This is a genomic window from Catellatospora sp. TT07R-123, assembly GCF_018327705.1.
Taxonomy (GTDB): Bacteria; Actinomycetota; Actinomycetes; order Mycobacteriales; family Micromonosporaceae; genus Catellatospora.
On record NZ_BNEM01000002.1, the window covers coordinates 2,937,638 to 2,952,826 of the forward strand.

Sequence of the window (15,189 nt, forward strand, 5' to 3'; positions counted from 1 at the left end):
GACGGAGCGGGTCCGGGGCGGCGGCTCGCCGCCCCGGACCTCAGCGGATGCTGACCGAGTAGCGGCGCAGCCAGGCGTCGAGCTCCAGCACGTACGCCACGTGCTGGGTCGCCGTCCAGTCGTCCAGGTGCCCGTGGTTGACGTCCAGCAGCGCCTTCAGCCGCCGCGCCGACACCAGCCGGAACACCGGCGCACCCGGCTCGGCCAGCAGCTCGCGGGCCCGCTCCCACAGCGCGTCCTGGTACGGCGCGGTCAGGCTCGCCGGATAGCCCGACTTGGGCCGCCAGGTGACCTGCTCGGGCAGCAGCCCGTCGACCGCCTCGCGCAGCAGCCCCTTCTCCAGGCCCCGGGCCCGGTGCAGGCCGGCGCCGATGTTCCAGGTGTACTGCACCAGCCGGTGGTCCAGGAACGGCACCCGCACCTCGACCCCGTGCGCCATCGCCAGCCGGTCGGCCCGGCGCAGCAGGAACGCCAGGTAGAAGACGATGGTCAGCCAGCGGACCTCGCGCAGCCGGCGGCTGGGCCCGGTCTCGCCGTCCAGCGACGGCATCTGCTCCAGCGCGGCCAGGCAGCGCTGCCGGGCGTACCGGACCGGCCGCACCTGCCGCAGCGTCTCCCGCCGCAGCACCCCCACCAGCGGCTGGTACGTCGACGACCACGGGAACGTGCCGCGCGGGGCGGCCGCCGCGTCGTGCCAGCGGTAGCCCGCGAACAGCTCGTCGGCGCCCTCGCCGGACAGCACCACCCGCCGGTGCGGGCTGATCCGCGCGAACAGGTGCGACAGCGACGCGTTGATGGTGGTCAGGCTGGGCAGGTCCATCGAGCACAGGGTCGCGTCGTGCGCCCGCAGCAGGTCACCGGTGCCGACCTCGACGGTGCGGTGCTCGGTGGCGGCGTGCCGGGCCACCGCCAGCGCGTACGGGTGGTCGTGGCTGCGGTGGAACGCGCTGGCGGCGTGCGCGGCGGCGCTGCCGTGGTCGACGTCGAAGGTGAGCAGCGGCTGGGTGGTCGTCCCGGCGGCCAGCGCCACCACGGCCGAGCTGTCCAGCCCGCCCGACAGCAGCGCGCCCACCGGCACGTCGGCGGCCGCCTGCTCGATCACGGCCCGTTCCAGCAGGTCGCGTACGCGGCGGACGGTGGTCTCGCGGTCGTCGAGGTGCGGGTGGCTCTCCAGCTGCCAGTAGTGGCGCCGGGTCAGCCCGTCGCGGTCGTAGCGCAGCACGGTCGCGGGCGGCACCTCCTCGATGCCGCGCAGCACCGCGTGCCCCGGCGAGGTCATCGGCACCAGGCCCAGCAGCTCGCCGAGCCCTTCGGTGTCGACCTCGGCGGTGATGTCGGGGTGGGCCAGCAGCGCCTTGAGCTCCGAGCCGAACACCACGTCGGTGGGGGTGCGCGCGAAGTAGAGCGGCTTGACGCCGAGCCGGTCGCGCACGAGCAGCAGCAGCTCCAGGTCGCAGTCCCACAGCCCGAACGCGAAGATCCCGCGCAGGTGGTGCACGAAGTCCTCACCCCAGTGCAGGTACGCCCGCAGCACGACCTCGGTGTCGCTGCGGCCGGTGAACCGGTGCCCGGCGGCGGTGAGCTGCTCGCGCAGCTGGAAGTGGTTGTAGACCTCGCCGCTGAACGTGATCGCGACCTCGCCGCTGCCGGGGCGCCGCACCAGCATGGGCTGGGCGCCGCCGGAGCGGTCGATGATGGCCAGCCGGTTGTGTCCGAAGGCGACGTGATCGTCTACCCATACGCCCGCGTCGTCCGGGCCGCGGTGGTGCTGTGTCGCGGTCATCGCATCGATGACCTGCCTGTTCCGGGCCTGGCCCTGCCACCAGGCGACCAGTCCCGCAATCCCGCACATCTGCCCCTCCATTTTGGTCAAGGGGAGTGACTCTAGTGAGGGAAGTCGATCAGACATTCACTCATTTCCGGAGATACCCGATACGCCGATAGCACCACGTCGATGCACTTCCCCACCCCACCAGCCCACACTTTCCTAGGGTGTTTTCGAACACACGTTCGAAAACACCGCCCTCCCCCTCCCCCACCCCGCCAAGATCGGCGTGCAGTTTCGGGGAAAGTGCTGGAATCTTGGCGGGTATTCCTGCACTTTCCCCGAAACTGCACGAATGTCGCCGTTCGCACCTAACCTCGGCGGAGAGGTGCCGTGCGCCGGGGCCGGCGCGGCGGGCACCCGTCGGGCCCGAGCCGGAGGAGCAGCGATGACCAGCACACTGCCTCGCGCAGCGGATGCGGCGCAGGCGTACCGGTTCGAGCACGGGTATCCGGCCGACGCCGCGGTGGCGCAGATCCGGGACGACGCCGACCTGGCGCGGGCGGTGACGGCGTACCGGTTCTGGTATCCGACCGTCTCGGCCGAGGGGATCTTCAACGGCAGCCGCGAGCTCGGCCTGGAGGACGGGCGCACCATGGCCGTCATGGCCACCTCGCCCCGGCAGGTCGGCTTCACCCTGAACTCCGACACCCCGTACGGCGCGGCCGCGCTCGACCTGACCGGCGGCCCGATGGTGGTCGAGCTGCCGGCCGGCCCCTACATCGGACTCGTCGACGACCACCACCAGGCCTGGATCGCCGACCTGGGCATCCCCGGGCCGGATGCGGGCAAGGGCGGGCGGCACGTGATCCTGCCCCCCGGCTACACCGGCGCGGTGCCCGACGGGCACCACGTCGGGCGGGCCGCCACGTACAAGGTGCTGCTGGCCGTGCGCGCGCTGCCGCTGGACGGCAACCTGGGCCGGGCCCTGGACGCGCTGCGCCGGATCAAGGTGTACCCGCTCGGCCACCCGGACCGGCCGCTGGAGATCGTCGACACCACCGACCGCGACATGGACTTCACCTGCCTGCGCTGGGAGGACGACTTCGAGTTCTGGCAGGTCCTGCACCGCGTGGTGGAGACCGAGCCCGTCATCGACGCCTACCGCGGCATGTACGGCCTGCTCACCACGCTCGGCATCATCAAGGGCCAGCCGTTCACGCCCGACCAGCGGATGACCTCGATCCTGTCCCGGGCCGCCCGCATCGGCCGCGACCAGTTGCTGGTCTCCGCGTTCGCCAGCGCCCGGCGCGACCGGATGGCCTGGCCGGACCGGCGCTGGGAGTGGGCGGGCCTGGTGCCCGACGACCCCGACTTCCAGACCCCGGTCGGGCTGGACCTGGAGGCGCGCGACCGGTGGTTCGCCCAGGCGATCGTCGCCTCCCCCGCCATGTTCCGGCGGCAGGTCGGCGGCGGCTCGCTCTACTGGCTGGCCGCCCGGGACGCCACCGGGGCCTACCTGGACGGCGGGGCGAACTACACCCTCGTGGTGCCGCAACCGGTGCCCGCGAACCTGTTCTGGTCGGTCACCGCGTACGACGCGCAGACGCGCTCGCAGGTGCAGGCCGCGCAGGGCCGGGCGGCACTGCGGTCGCTGGTCGAGCTGCGCGGGGTGACCGGCACCGACCCGGTGACGCTCCACTTCGGGCCGACCCCGCCGGCCGAGAACTCGGACACGCACTGGATCCAGACGGTGCCGGGGCGAGGCTGGTTCACCTACCTGCGGATCTACGGGCCGGAGCAGGCGGCGTTCGACGGCGTCTGGCGCCCCGGGGACCTCACCCGCGCCTGACCTCCACCGTCCGGATCAGCGGCGCAGCAGGGCGACGAAGGCCCGGAACGCGTCGGTCATCCGCACCTCGTCGGGGTCGAGCAGCCATTGCAGCTGCAACCCGTCCATGACCGCCACCAGCAGCGCCCCGGCCTGCTCGTGGGTCAGCCCGGCGGGCAGGTCGTCGCCGAGGTCGCGGCGGACGGCCTCGGCCATGACCGCGCGCACGGCCCGGTAGCGCTCGGTGAAGAACGGCTTGGCGGGGTGCTCGTCGGTGACGCTGTCGGCGGCGAGCACCGTGAACGACTGCACCAGGCCGGGCCGCGCGGTGTTGTGCGCGACGACCTTCTCCAGGGCGTCCAGGCCGCAGTCGTCGGGGTAGGCGTGCCGGTCGAGGTCGTCGCGCAGCCGCAGCACCTCGGCCAGCAGCGCGTCCTTGCTCGGGAAGTAGTGCAGCAGGCCCTGCTGGGTCAGGCCGACCCGCTCGGCGACGGCGGCCAGCGAGGCGCCCCGGTAGCCGCGCTCGGCGAAGACCTCCAGGGCGGCGGCGAGGATCTCCGACCGCCGCCGCTCCGGTGGGAGCCTGCGCCGCGGGTGTGTCATGGACCGGAGCATATCGGCCCGTAGAATCACGGGATGGTAACGGTGCCTACCGAGCACTCGGTAGGTAGTGCAGGATGGCGGCATGTCAGCGCTGCGTACCGAGCATGAGGCCGCGGTCGAGTCCGCCCTGGCCGCGCTCGACCTCGACACCAAAGTCAGCATCCTGTCCGGGCAGGACATGTGGTCGCTTCCGGCCGTGCCCGCGATCGGGCTGGCCTCGATCGTGATGAGCGACGGCCCCATCGGCGTACGCGGCACCCAGTGGAGCGCCGCCGACCCGTCGATCGCGCTGCCCAGCCCCACCGCGCTGGCCGCCACCTGGGACCCGGAGCTGGCCCGCCGCGCGGGCAACCTGCTCGGCCAGGAGGCCCGGCGCAAGGGCGTGCACGTGCTGCTCGCCCCCACGGTCAATCTGCACCGCAGCCCGCTGGGCGGCCGCCACTTCGAGGCGTACTCGGAGGACCCGCTGCTGACCGGGGCCATCGGCGCGGGCTACGTGCGCGGCGTGCAGGAGCACAGCGTGGGCACCACGGTGAAGCACTTCGTGGCCAACGACGCCGAGACCGACCGGTTCACCGTCGACAACCGGGTCAGCGAGAAGACGCTGCGTGAGGTGTACCTCGCCCCGTTCGAGGCGATCGTCGCGGCGGGCGCGTGGGGCGTGATGGCGGCGTACAACAAGGTCAACGGCACGACCATGACCGAGCACGCGCCCTTGCAGCGCGACGTGCTCAAGGGCGAGTGGGGCTTCGACGGCTTCATCATCTCCGACTGGATGGCCGCCCGCGACACCGTCGCCACCGTCACCGGCGGACTCGACGTGGCCATGCCCGCCGTGGGCAGCCCGTGGGGGCGGCGCCTGGCCGACGCGGTGCGCGCCGGCGCCGTCGACCCCGAGCTCGTCGACGACCAGGTACGGCGCGTGCTGCGCCTGGCGGCGCGGGTCGGGGCGCTGGACGGCGTACCCCCGGCGGTGCCCGCGGCCGACCGGCCCGCGGCGATCGACGGCGACGCGCTGGCCCGCGAGCTCGCGGCCCGCTCGTTCGTGCTGGCCGCCAACCCGCGCGGGGTGCTGCCGCTCGACCCGGCCGCGACCGGCACGATCGCGCTGATCGGCGCGCTGGCCCGCGACGCGCGCATCCTCGGCGGCGGCAGCGCCTTCGTCTTCCCGCCGCACGTGGTGTCTCCGCTGGACGGGCTCACCGCCGCCGGGCTGAAGGTCGAGTACGCCCTCGGCGCCGACCCGCGCACCAAGCTGCCCCCCGCGACCGGTCCGCAGTGGGCCGGGCTGACCGCGACGTTCCGCGACCGCGACGGCGCCGTCCTGCACACCACCCCGCTGGGCAGCGGGCGCGGCCTGTGGATGGAGCTGCCCGCCGGGGTGGACCGCGACAACCTCGCCACCGCCGAGATCACCGGCCGCCTCACCCCGGCCGTGACGGGAACCCACGAGCTGGGCGTACGCGGCGTCGGGCGGTTCACGCTGACCGCGGGCGAGCAGACCGTCTTCGACGGCGCGCTGCTGCCCGAGTCCAGCGACCCGGCCGCGATCTTCCTCGCCCCGCCGGAGCAGCGGTGCCCGATCGAGCTGGCCGCGGGCGTGCCCGTGGACGTGACCCTGCGCCAGCAGGTCATGCTGCCGGAAGGGTTCGCCGTGGTCTCGCTCACGCTCTCCTTCGGCGAGCCGACCGCCTCCGAGGACGCGCTGCTGGAGCAGGCGGTGCGCGCCGCGGCCGCGGCCGACGTCGCGGTCGTCGTCGTGGGCACCACCGAGGAGGTCGAGTCGGAGGGCTTCGACCGCACCTGCCTGGCCCTGCCCGGACGGCAGGACGAGCTCGTCGCCCGGGTCGCCGCCGCCAACCCGAACACGATCGTCGTGGTCAACGCCGGATCGCCGGTCGAGCTGCCGTGGGCCGACGACGTCGCCGCCGTGCTGCTCACCTGGTTCCCCGGGCAGGAGGCCGGGCACGCGCTGGCCGACGTGCTCACCGGCGCCGCCGAGCCGGGCGGCCGTCTGCCCACCACCTGGCCGGTCCGCGAGCAGGACTGCCCGGTGCTGGGCACCACGCCCGCCGACGGGGTGCTGGAGTACGCCGAGGACGTCCGGATCGGATACCGGGCCTGGGACGGGGCGCCGGTCGCGCCGCGCTGGTGGTTCGGGCACGGGCTCGGCTACACCACCTGGGCGTACGAGCAGCTGGCCGTCGACGGCGCCGAGGCTGTCGTGACCGTACGCAACACCGGCGCCCGCCCCGGCCGCGAGACCGTGCAGGTCTACGCCGACGGCCGCCTCGCGGGCTTCGCCACGGTCACCGCCGACCCCGGCCGGACCGCCACCGCCCGCATCCCGCTGCCCGAGCGCACCTTCCAGCACTGGGACGGCGGCTGGGCCCCCGTCCCCGGGCCGCACCACGTCACCGCGGGCCCGTCGTACGCCACCCGCCCCCTCACCACCACGCTCTGAGCGAAGGAAAGGCACCTTCTTATCGCTTGACGCGGTAGAAGGTGCCTTTCTTAATTCGCCCGGCTGCTCAGCTCTGGGCGGGGTCGAACGGGTTGACGATGGGGACGCCGGTGCGGACGAAGTCGACGACGTTGCGGGTCACCAGGGTCATCCGGTGCACCAGCGCGGTCGCGGCCATCAGCCCGTCGACGATCGGCGGGATGTACGGCGGCACGTTGAGCCGCCCCCACTGCTGCGCCACCTCGACGGTGACCGGCAGGATCCGGTCCTGGTACATCGCGACCAGCCCGTCCAGCCACTGCTCCAGCACCTCGGCCTGCCCCGGCTTGCGCGGCCGCAGCCGCTCGACGCCCTGCCGGATCTCGCCGACGACCAGGACGCTGATGTAGACGTCGGCGTGCTGGTGCGCCTGGTGCCAGGCCAGCACGTTCTCATCCGGGGTACGCCGGCGCAGCTCCGACACCACGTTGGTGTCGAGCAGGAACGCCGTCACTCGCCCAGGTCGATCTCGCGCGGCAGCTCGCGGCTGCGCTCGACGGTGAACTCGTCGCCCGCGACCGCGTCGGCGCGCAGATAGCTCATGAACCCGACCGGCTCGCCGCGCAGCCGCCGGTACTCGTCGATGTCGAGGACGACCGCGATCTCCTGACCGTGCTTGGTCACGATCTGCGGTTCCCCTTCGGCGGCGCGCAGCACCTCGCTGAACCGCTGCTTCGCCTCCTGCACCTGCCAGCGCACGACCACCTCCAGCACTCTGTCTAGACAGACCAGACTCTACCCGGCGAGGTGCCGAGTCGTCCCGACCCGCCGTGATCACTGTTTCGGGGACCGTGCGGGCCTGCATGATCGGCGTTTGCGGTCACGGTGTGGCCTGCACAGACAGGTCTTGACCGCCGACAGCGATCACCCCGGCTACCGGGCGCGGAGCGCCGGTGCCCCGGGCCTGGTGGCCCGGCGGTGTCGGTGCGGCGTGTGATGCTGGCGCGGTGATCCTCACCTTCGACGCCGAGCTGTGGCTGTGGGACGCCCGACGCGACGAGAGCTGGACCTTCGTCAGCCTGCCGCAGGACGGGTCCACCGAGATCCGCGAACTGTCCGACGGGCCGCGCCGGGGGTTCGGCTCCCTGCGGGTGCGGGTGACCGTCGGTGCCACCACGTGGCAGACCTCGATCTTCCCGGACAGCGGGCGCGGCTGTTACGTGCTGCCCGTCAAGCGAGCCGTTCGCAAGGCCGAGCGGCTCGACGTGGGCGACGTGCTGTCGGCGACCGTCGAGGTGCTGGACCTGTGACGGTGCGCTGGCGGCGTGGGGGCACGCCGCCAGCGCGGTCCCGGTCAGGCCTGCGCGGCGACGGCGCGCAGCTGGCCCAGGGTGGTGCCGAAGCCCTTGCCCGAGGCGGCCGGGTCCTCGACGAGCAGGCCGGTCACGGCCATCGCCTGCGACCGGGTGGTGACGGCCGACTGGTCGCCGGCGCCGGTGACGTCGAAGACGCCGAAGTCGCCGCTGAGGGTGCTGTACGACCCCGCCTCGACCTGGGCCAGGTACAGCACGACGGCCTGGCCCGGCTCCAGCTTCGACATGTGCTGCATGTCGACGGTCTGCCCGTTCAGGCCGGTCAGCTTGAGGACGTCGCCGACCTTGGCGGTGGCGCCGTTCGCGGCGCGCAGCACCTCGTCGACGCGCAGCCCGGCCGCCGTGATCTGGCCGCGGACCACCAGGTCCGCCGCCGCCGTGAGCTCCTTGACCGTGGTGTATCCGCGCAGCTTGCCCCGCACCGGCGGGACGGCCTCGGACGGCGCTGCGGTCGCGGCGGCGCTGCTGGTCGCGGGCGCCGCCGCCGGGGTCACCGGGTCGGCGCCGCAGGCCGCCAGGGCGGCCGTCGCGAGGACGGCCGCGGCGGCCAGGGCCAGGGTGCGGCGGGGGGTGTGTGCCATGGGAATGCTCCTTGCGTCTGGCGCCACCCGGACCGTCCGGCCCGGTGCGGCGCTGCCTTCCCCCTCTATCTGTGCGCCGCCCGCGACGAGTTCCCGTTCGCAGCAGTTTTTTCTAGCCCACCTCCCGGGCCACGGCGCGCAGGTCGTCGAGCGGGGCGGTGAAGTGGCGCTGCCGCGCGGTGGCGTCCTCGTCGCGCAGGCCGGTGACCGCCATCGTCTGCGAGCGCGCCACGGCCGCGTCACCGACCACGTCGAACACCCCGAAATCCCCGCTGAGCGGGGTGTACCCGCCCGCCCCGTCGGCGGCCAGGTAGAGCACGGCGTGCTGGCCGGGCTCCAGCCGCGACATGCCCGCCAGCTCCGGCACGCGCAGGGTGAGCTCGGCGGTGTCGGGCAGGCCGGGGGCGCGGCGCAGCACCTCGGCGACGCGGAAGGCGGCGACCCGGTCCGGGCCGGTGCCGTCGGCCCGGGTCACCTCGCCGCGCACCACCAGGTCGGCGGCGGCGGTGAGCTGGCGGACGGTGCCGTACGCACGGATCTTGGCGATCTGGCCGCCGGGCGTGGCCGATGCCGGCGCGGAGACCGCGGGCGTCGGCACCGCCACGACCGGGCCGGAGCCCGTGTTCGCGACCACCGCCGCCACCGTTCCGGCGACGACGGCCACCGACGCCAGGGCCAGGGCCGGACGCAGCAGGCCGAGCCGGGGTGCCCGGCGCGGCGGGGCCGTGATCGCGGCCAGCAGCCGCTGCCGGTGCAGCTCGCGGCGGCCGGGCGGCAGGTCGCGGGAGCCGGGGTCGGGCAGCAGTTCGGCGAGTTCGGCCAGCTCGGCGCGCTCGGACGGGTCCAGCGGCGGGTGCACCTTCATCGGTTGACCTCCTGTGCGAGCCCGGCGGTGTCACGTACCTGAGTTGTCTGTCCGACCGGGCGGGCCGGGTTCCGGGCGGCCTGCGCCGCGTCGACGAGCCCGCGCAGCCGGGCACGGGCCCGCGACAGCCGCGAGCGCACCGTGCCGACCGGCACGCCCAGCGCCCGCGCGGCCGACTCGTAGTCCAGCCCCTCCCACAGGCACAGCGTCACCACCTCGCGCTCCTGGCGGCGCAGCTGCGCCAGCGCGCCGATCGCGGCGGTGATCCGGTCGCGGTCGTCGAGCCGTCCGGCGACCGCCTCGGCGTGGTCGGGCTCGGTGAGTTCGGCCGCGGCCAGCGCGGACGCGGCCGCGCGGTAGCGGCGGTTGCTGCGGGTGTGGTTGCGCGCCTCGTTGGTGGCGATGCCGAGCAGCCACGGCCGCAGCGAGCCGCCCTCGTCGTCGATCCGGGCCCGCGAGCGCCAGGCTTGCAGGTACGTGGCGGCCATGACGTCCTCCGCGACCGACCAGTCGGCGGTGAGCCGGAACGCGTGGTTGTAGACCGACCGCGCGTACTGGTCGTACAGCTCGGAAAACGCGCTGGCATCGCCGGCTCGTATCCGGGCGCGCAGACTCGACTCCATGACCGTTTCTCTGTCCCGCGGCGGCCCCGAGTTCCCGTGATCCAGGTCACCGTGCCGCCACTGCCCCGTCCGGCGACCATATCCGGCCCGACCACCCTCCGCCCAAGCCCCGACCACTCCACCCACCCCAAGATCGGCCAAGTTGCCGGGCAATCGGGCGTATGACACCCCCGCTTTCGCCCGATTGCCCGGCAACTTGGCGGATCTTGGGGGTGGCCCTCAGGCGCCCGGCGGGGTTTGCGGCGGGTGTCCACATAGATCGGCGCGGCTAGGATGCTGTTGCGTGACAGAGAACCCGATACCTGCCCGCCGAAGCGGGAACCTCCTGTTCGGACTGCTAGCGCTCATTCCCGCGATCGTCCTGCTGCTCACCGGCTACCTCGTGCCGACGGTGCGTACGGTGCTGGCCAGCTTCACCGACGCCTCGCTGCTGTCCAAGCCGAGTGAGTCGGTCGGGCTGGAGAACTACTCCGACATCGGCGGGCGCTTCGGCGAGTCGCTGGTCGGGCCGCTGGTGCTGGCCGTCGCGCTGACCTTCGCCGCGCTGGTCGGCGGGGTGCTGGCCTGGCTCGCCGCGCGGGCCGGACGCCCCGCGCGGTGGACGCTGCGGGCGGCGTTCGCGCTGCCGATGGCGGCGGTGGGCAGCGCGGTCGCGGCCGTCTCCTGGCTGCTGGCGTTCAAGGGTGCGCCGGTGAACGCCGGGCTGGCCCAGTTCGCCGCCTTCGTCGGGCTGGTCGTGGGCCTGGGCGCGACGGGATACCTGCTGGTGTTCCGCCACTCGACCCGGCTGTCCGACACCTGGCCGGGCACGCTGCTGGTGACCGGGGTCGTCGCGGCGACGTCGCTGGCGTACGCGGTGCAGTCGTTCGCGTTCCCGCTGCTGCTGGTGTCCAGGGACAGCCCGCGCGGCAGCCGGACCCCGTCGATGCTCATCTTCGACACCGCGTTCCGCTTCGCCCGGCTCGGGCAGGCCAGCGCCGGTGCGGTGCTGCTGTGGCTGCTGCTGGCGGTGCTCGGCCTCGGCGTCGCGGTCTGGCTGATCATGGCGCGGGCCCGGGTCGAGGCGGCCGAGCCCGAGCAGCCGGTGGACGGCCAGGCGGCCGGACAGGCAGCCTGGCGCGTGGTGAGCGTGCTGGCCACGGTGGTGGCGGTGCTGGTCGCGCTGGCCGGCCTGGTGCCGCTGCTGCTGCACTCGTTCGATTTCCCGACCCGGGCGATGGGCTCGGGCGTGCTGCCGCACCTGGTCTCCACCTGGGTGCCGCCGCTGCTGTCGACCGGGCTCGGGGTGGTGGCGGCGGCGCTGGCCGGATACGGCATCGGCGCGCTGCGACCGCTCGGGCGGCTCAGCGGCCTGCTGCTGCTGCCGTTCGCGCCGTGGCTGTTCACCGGCCTGCCCGTGCTGACCCCGGACGCCTTCGCGCACCGGGGCGAGGACGGCACCCTGTTCCTGACCCTGATCCCGCCCGCGAGCCTGAGCATCCCGGTGCTGTTCGGCAGCGCGCTGCTGTTCGCCGGGGTGCGCTGGACCCGGGCGCTGCCGGTCGTCGCGGCGGCCGGGCTGCTGGTCTGGGTCACCGCCGCCCAGGACCTGTGGTGGCCGCTGATCGTCTCGCTGGAGCCGGACGACATGCCGGTCCAGGTGCTGCTGGTGCAGGTCGTCAACCGGTTCGCCGGTCCCGACGGCGCGCCCACCGGGTGGGCGTACCCGCTGCCGGTCCTGCTGCTGGTCGCGGCGGCCATTGCCGCCGTGCAGATCTTCGTGCTGGACCGGCTGGTGCTGCGCACGGGCCGGGAGGAGCCGGTCGCGGCCGAGGTTCCGCCGCTGCCCTGACAGCAGGTGCCGTGGCGAAGGCGGTCGCCCTCGCCACGGCACCGCCCGGTGTCAGCCCAGCGGATTGCGGCGTCGCCGCTGCAGCACCACGATCCGGGCCACGGCTCCGAAAAACAGCAGCGCGCCGGGCACGAGCATGCCGAAGACGGCCGCGCGGGTGTCCGCCAGCTCCTGCTCGTACGTGGTGACGTCCGGCCAGCTGCCGCACACCTCGCCCGGGTGGATGGCCTCGCCTCGGCACATGACGTCCCCGCTGGCCATGATGATGGCGACGAGCATCAGCACCGCCCCCATGAAGAGACTGGTGTATCGGTGGAGCAAGACGCTGACGGGTATCACGAGGACCCTTCCCATCGACAGGCCGGACTGTCCGCTGGGCGCGAATCCGGCACTTAGTTTGGCGTCCATTCAAATACATGAGCATCGAGCCGGTCCAGCCCCGCCTTCGCGGTGCTGCTCAGGGGCGCGAAAAAACTCGCTGAGATTTTCCGGCCCGGCTGTCGATCCGGCGCCGGGCCGTTCGACCTGGGGGTGAGAGGGTGGGGTTGCCACCCCGAAGATCGAACTAGGAGACGAACGATGGCCAAGTACATGCTGATCATGCGGGGCTCGGACGAGTCGATGGCGAAGATGATGGAGACGCCGTTCGAGCAGATGCTGGAGACGGTGGGCCGCTTCAACGACGAGCTGATCCGGGCCGGGGTGCTGGTCGCGGCCGAGGGCCTGGACGACCCGTCCCAGGGTGTGGTGATCGACTACAGCGGCGAGACCCCGGTGGTCACCGACGGCCCGTACGGCGAGACCAAGGAGCTGTTCGGCGGCTTCTACCTGCTGGAGGTGGCCTCGAAGGAGGAGGCCGTCGAGTGGGCCAAGCGGATGCCGGGCTTCCCGGGCTCCAAGTGCGAGATCCGCCGGGTGCCGACCATCGACGAGTTCCCGCAGGACAACGAGTGGATCATCAAGGAGCGGGCCTGGCGCGAGCGGACCGGTCAGCTCTGATGTCCGAGCTGGTCGACGGCCCGCCTGTCGCCGAGGCGGCGCGGCGGGCCGTCGAGGCCGTCTGGCGTATCGAGTCGGCGCGCATCGTCGGCGCGCTGGCCCGCTACACCGGGGACTTCGCGCTGGCGGAGGACGTCGCGCAGGAGGCGCTGGCCGAGGCGCTGGTGACCTGGTCGCGCGACGGTGCGCCCGACAACCCGGTCGGCTGGCTGCTGGCCACCGCGCGCCGGCGGGCCATCGACGGCTTCCGCCGCCGCGCGGCCCGCGACCAGCGGTACGCCCTGCTCGCGGGCGAGCTCGCCGAGGGTGAGGCGACCGCGGGCGCGCTGCCGCAGCACGGCGACGACCTGCTGTGGGACCCCGACCGCATCGACGACGACGTGCTCGCGCTGATGTTCGTGTCCTGCCACCCCGTGCTGGCCCCCGAGGCCCGGGTGGCGCTGACCCTGCGCGTGGTCGGCGGCCTGGGCAGCGAGGAGATCGCGCGGGCGTTCCTGGTGCCGGTGCCTACGGTCCAGGCCCGGATCACCCGGGCGAAGAAGACGATCGCCGCGGCGGCGGTGCCGTTCGAGGTGCCGCCGGTCCAGCAGCGGCGCGAGCGGCTCGGCGGGGTGCTGAGCGTGCTGTATGTGATCTTCACCGAGGGCTCGACGGCGACCAGCGGCGACCAGCTGCTGCGCACCGACCTGGCGTACGAGGCGATCCGGCTGGCCCGGACGCTGGCCGCGCTGCTGCCCGACGAGCCGGAGCTGTCGGGGCTGCTGGCCCTGTTCGAGCTGACCGCCGCGCGCTTCCCGGCCCGTACCGGCGCCGACGGCGAGCCGGTGCTGCTGGAGGACCAGGACCGGCGGCGGTGGGACCGCTCGGCGATCCGGCGCGGGCTGGCCGCGCTCGACCGGGCCGCGGCGGCGGGGCGGGGACTCGGGCCGTACGGGCTCCAGGCCGCCATCGCCGCGTGCCATGCCACGGCCCCGGCGGTGGCCGACACCGACTGGGAACGCATCGTGCTGCTGTACGAGGCGCTGGGCCGGGTCGCGCCGTCACCGGTCGTCGAGCTGAACCGGGCCGTGGCCGTCGCCATGGCGTACGGGCCGGACCAGGCCCTGTCCATCGTCGACGACCTGGCCGTCTCCGGGCGCCTGTCCGGGTCGCACCTGCTGCCGACCGTGCGCGGCGAGCTGCTGTCGCGGCTGGGCCGGATCCGCGAGGCGCGCGCCGAGCTGGAGCTGGCCGCCCGGCTGTGCGCGAACGTGCAGGAGCGCTCGGTGCTCCTGCGCAAGGCCGCGGCCCTCTAGATGATTGATTCCTAATCAGGGTTGGTTTGGTCCGTGGTCTTGACGCGGGTATGGGGAAGGGTATCGATGTCAGTGTGTGAAGACAGACCTCGATACCCTTCTGACGGCACTGTACGTGTTCGTCGATGACCATGTCATCACCGCGTCCCGGCGCCGTCCCGGACGCCCGAAGAAGCTGACCGACGCCGAGCTGGTCTGCCTGGCCGTGGCGCAGGTCCTGCTCGGGTTCCCGTCGCAGCACCACTGGCTGCGGTTCTGCTACGGCAGGCTCGGCCGCATGTTCCCGTACCTGCCCAAACAGGCCGGCTACCACAAACGCGTCACCGCGGCCGCGCCGCTGATCACCACCGTCATCACACGCCTGGCCGCCCAGACCCCGGCCGGCCACGACGGCATCCGCCTCATCGACGCCACCGTGATCCCGTGCGGGATGTCCCGCCAGACCGCGATCGGCTCGGCCCTGGCCGGATGGGCCGGGTACGGCTACTGCAGATCGCACTCCCGCTGGATCTGGGGCCTGAAGCTCTACCTCGTCACCGCCTTGGACGGCACACCGGTCACCTGGTGCCTGGCCACCCCGAGCCTGGGCGAACGAGAAGTCGCCGCCGAACTGCTCGAACACGCCCGCGACCACGGCCTCCTACCCGCCGGAGTCGTGCTCATCGGTGACAAGGGCTTCGCCGGCCGCGCGTTCGAGCAACAGACACGCGACCTGAAAATCGTGTTCATACGCCCCGACCGCCGCGACGAAGCCCGACGCCACGGCAACCTGGCCCCGGTCCGTCAACGCATCGAATCGATCTTCGACACCCTGAAAGGTCAGCTCAGCCTCGAACAGCACGGCGGGCGCACACCCGCAGGGGTGCACGCCCGCATCGCACAACGCCTGGCCGCCCTCGCAGCCGTGATCTGGCACAACTGGCTGACCGACGCACCCGAGAAACGATCACTGACCGCGTACGACCATTAGGAATCAGTCA

Annotated in this window: 15 protein-coding genes; 7 read left to right on the plus strand and 8 right to left on the minus strand. The window is 73.2% G+C overall.

Annotation, left to right across the window (positions count from 1 at the left end):
- Positions 1-40: 40 nt before the first annotated feature.
- A complete protein-coding gene (asnB, locus tag Cs7R123_RS32750) occupies positions 41-1,852 on the minus strand; it encodes an asparagine synthase (glutamine-hydrolyzing) (protein ID WP_212832307.1) in 1,812 nt (603 codons plus the stop codon).
- Positions 1,853-2,213: 361 nt separating this feature from the next.
- Between asnB and Cs7R123_RS32755 the strand changes: the two genes are divergently transcribed.
- Positions 2,214-3,617: a DUF1254 domain-containing protein gene (locus Cs7R123_RS32755; protein ID WP_212832309.1), complete on the plus strand. Its 1,404-nt coding sequence runs from the start codon at positions 2,214-2,216 to the stop codon at positions 3,615-3,617.
- Between the two features lie 15 nt (positions 3,618-3,632).
- Here Cs7R123_RS32755 and Cs7R123_RS32760 read toward each other — a convergent pair whose 3' ends face one another.
- Complete coding sequence (locus Cs7R123_RS32760; RefSeq protein ID WP_212832310.1) at positions 3,633-4,199, minus strand: TetR/AcrR family transcriptional regulator; 567 nt, start codon at positions 4,197-4,199, stop codon at positions 3,633-3,635.
- A gap of 82 nt (positions 4,200-4,281) precedes the next feature.
- Here Cs7R123_RS32760 and Cs7R123_RS32765 point away from each other — a divergent pair, with 82 nt between their 5' ends.
- The gene (locus Cs7R123_RS32765) at positions 4,282-6,663 is read left to right on the plus strand and encodes a glycoside hydrolase family 3 C-terminal domain-containing protein (RefSeq protein WP_212832312.1); all 2,382 of its coding nucleotides are present in this window, start codon (positions 4,282-4,284) and stop codon (positions 6,661-6,663) included.
- Between the two features lie 67 nt (positions 6,664-6,730).
- Here Cs7R123_RS32765 and Cs7R123_RS32770 read toward each other — a convergent pair whose 3' ends face one another.
- Both Cs7R123_RS32770 and Cs7R123_RS32775 read right to left on the minus strand, forming a co-directional pair.
- A complete protein-coding gene (locus tag Cs7R123_RS32770) occupies positions 6,731-7,156 on the minus strand; it encodes a type II toxin-antitoxin system VapC family toxin (RefSeq protein WP_212832314.1) in 426 nt (141 codons plus the stop codon).
- Complete coding sequence (locus Cs7R123_RS32775) at positions 7,153-7,401, minus strand: type II toxin-antitoxin system Phd/YefM family antitoxin (protein WP_212832316.1); 249 nt, start codon at positions 7,399-7,401, stop codon at positions 7,153-7,155. The genes Cs7R123_RS32770 and Cs7R123_RS32775 overlap by 4 nt, the downstream gene beginning before the upstream one ends.
- A 248-nt stretch (positions 7,402-7,649) precedes the next feature.
- Between Cs7R123_RS32775 and Cs7R123_RS32780 the strand changes: the two genes are divergently transcribed.
- Complete coding sequence (locus Cs7R123_RS32780) at positions 7,650-7,952, plus strand: DUF1905 domain-containing protein (protein WP_212832318.1); 303 nt, start codon at positions 7,650-7,652, stop codon at positions 7,950-7,952.
- 44 nt (positions 7,953-7,996) lie between these two features.
- Here Cs7R123_RS32780 and Cs7R123_RS32785 read toward each other — a convergent pair whose 3' ends face one another.
- From Cs7R123_RS32785 to Cs7R123_RS32795, 3 genes are all read right to left on the minus strand, one after another.
- The gene (locus Cs7R123_RS32785) at positions 7,997-8,596 is read right to left on the minus strand and encodes a hypothetical protein (RefSeq protein ID WP_212832319.1); all 600 of its coding nucleotides are present in this window, start codon (positions 8,594-8,596) and stop codon (positions 7,997-7,999) included.
- A gap of 112 nt (positions 8,597-8,708) precedes the next feature.
- Positions 8,709-9,461 (minus strand): hypothetical protein, encoded by a 753-nt coding sequence (locus Cs7R123_RS32790; protein ID WP_212832321.1) that lies wholly within the window; start codon positions 9,459-9,461, stop codon positions 8,709-8,711.
- Positions 9,458-10,084, minus strand: coding sequence for an RNA polymerase sigma factor (locus Cs7R123_RS32795; protein ID WP_212832323.1), 627 nt, complete (start codon positions 10,082-10,084; stop codon positions 9,458-9,460). The genes Cs7R123_RS32790 and Cs7R123_RS32795 overlap by 4 nt, the downstream gene beginning before the upstream one ends.
- Positions 10,085-10,367: 283 nt before the next feature.
- Between Cs7R123_RS32795 and Cs7R123_RS32800 the strand changes: the two genes are divergently transcribed.
- Positions 10,368-11,915 carry a sugar ABC transporter permease gene (locus Cs7R123_RS32800; protein ID WP_212832325.1) on the plus strand — a complete coding sequence of 516 codons (1,548 nt, stop codon included), beginning with the start codon at positions 10,368-10,370 and terminating at the stop codon, positions 11,913-11,915.
- A 51-nt stretch (positions 11,916-11,966) separates the two neighbouring features.
- On the opposite strand, the gene Cs7R123_RS32805 is transcribed toward Cs7R123_RS32800, so the two are convergent.
- A complete protein-coding gene (locus Cs7R123_RS32805) occupies positions 11,967-12,209 on the minus strand; it encodes a hypothetical protein (protein ID WP_212832327.1) in 243 nt (80 codons plus the stop codon).
- Between the two features lie 285 nt (positions 12,210-12,494).
- Here Cs7R123_RS32805 and Cs7R123_RS32810 point away from each other — a divergent pair, with 285 nt between their 5' ends.
- The 3 genes from Cs7R123_RS32810 to Cs7R123_RS32820 all read left to right on the plus strand — a co-directional run bounded on the left by Cs7R123_RS32810 (position 12,495) and on the right by Cs7R123_RS32820 (position 15,179).
- Positions 12,495-12,914 (plus strand): YciI family protein, encoded by a 420-nt coding sequence (locus Cs7R123_RS32810; RefSeq protein WP_212832329.1) that lies wholly within the window; start codon positions 12,495-12,497, stop codon positions 12,912-12,914.
- The gene (locus Cs7R123_RS32815; RefSeq protein WP_212832331.1) at positions 12,914-14,209 is read left to right on the plus strand and encodes an RNA polymerase sigma factor; all 1,296 of its coding nucleotides are present in this window, start codon (positions 12,914-12,916) and stop codon (positions 14,207-14,209) included. The genes Cs7R123_RS32810 and Cs7R123_RS32815 overlap by 1 nt, the downstream gene beginning before the upstream one ends.
- Before the next feature lie 76 nt (positions 14,210-14,285).
- Positions 14,286-15,179, plus strand: coding sequence for an IS982 family transposase (locus Cs7R123_RS32820; RefSeq protein WP_212825660.1), 894 nt, complete (start codon positions 14,286-14,288; stop codon positions 15,177-15,179).
- The last annotated feature ends 10 nt before the right edge of the window (positions 15,180-15,189 follow it).

What these genes read in the sequence shown, in the direction of transcription:
- Cs7R123_RS32810 (WP_212832329.1), top strand. Translation starts at nt 12,495, where the DNA reads ATGGCCAAGTACATGCTGATCATGCGGGGCTCGGACGAGTCGATGGCG.
- Cs7R123_RS32815 (WP_212832331.1), top strand. Translation starts at nt 12,914, where the DNA reads ATGTCCGAGCTGGTCGACGGCCCGCCTGTCGCCGAGGCGGCGCGGCGG.
- Cs7R123_RS32755 (WP_212832309.1), top strand. Translation starts at nt 2,214, where the DNA reads ATGACCAGCACACTGCCTCGCGCAGCGGATGCGGCGCAGGCGTACCGG.
- Cs7R123_RS32760 (WP_212832310.1), bottom strand. Translation starts at nt 4,199, where the DNA reads ATGACACACCCGCGGCGCAGGCTCCCACCGGAGCGGCGGCGGTCGGAG.
- Cs7R123_RS32790 (WP_212832321.1), bottom strand. Translation starts at nt 9,461, where the DNA reads ATGAAGGTGCACCCGCCGCTGGACCCGTCCGAGCGCGCCGAGCTGGCC.
- Cs7R123_RS32805 (WP_212832327.1), bottom strand. Translation starts at nt 12,209, where the DNA reads ATGGGGGCGGTGCTGATGCTCGTCGCCATCATCATGGCCAGCGGGGAC.
- Cs7R123_RS32765 (WP_212832312.1), top strand. Translation starts at nt 4,282, where the DNA reads ATGTCAGCGCTGCGTACCGAGCATGAGGCCGCGGTCGAGTCCGCCCTG.
- asnB (WP_212832307.1), bottom strand. Translation starts at nt 1,852, where the DNA reads ATGTGCGGGATTGCGGGACTGGTCGCCTGGTGGCAGGGCCAGGCCCGG.
- Cs7R123_RS32795 (WP_212832323.1), bottom strand. Translation starts at nt 10,084, where the DNA reads ATGGAGTCGAGTCTGCGCGCCCGGATACGAGCCGGCGATGCCAGCGCG.
- Cs7R123_RS32785 (WP_212832319.1), bottom strand. Translation starts at nt 8,596, where the DNA reads ATGGCACACACCCCCCGCCGCACCCTGGCCCTGGCCGCCGCGGCCGTC.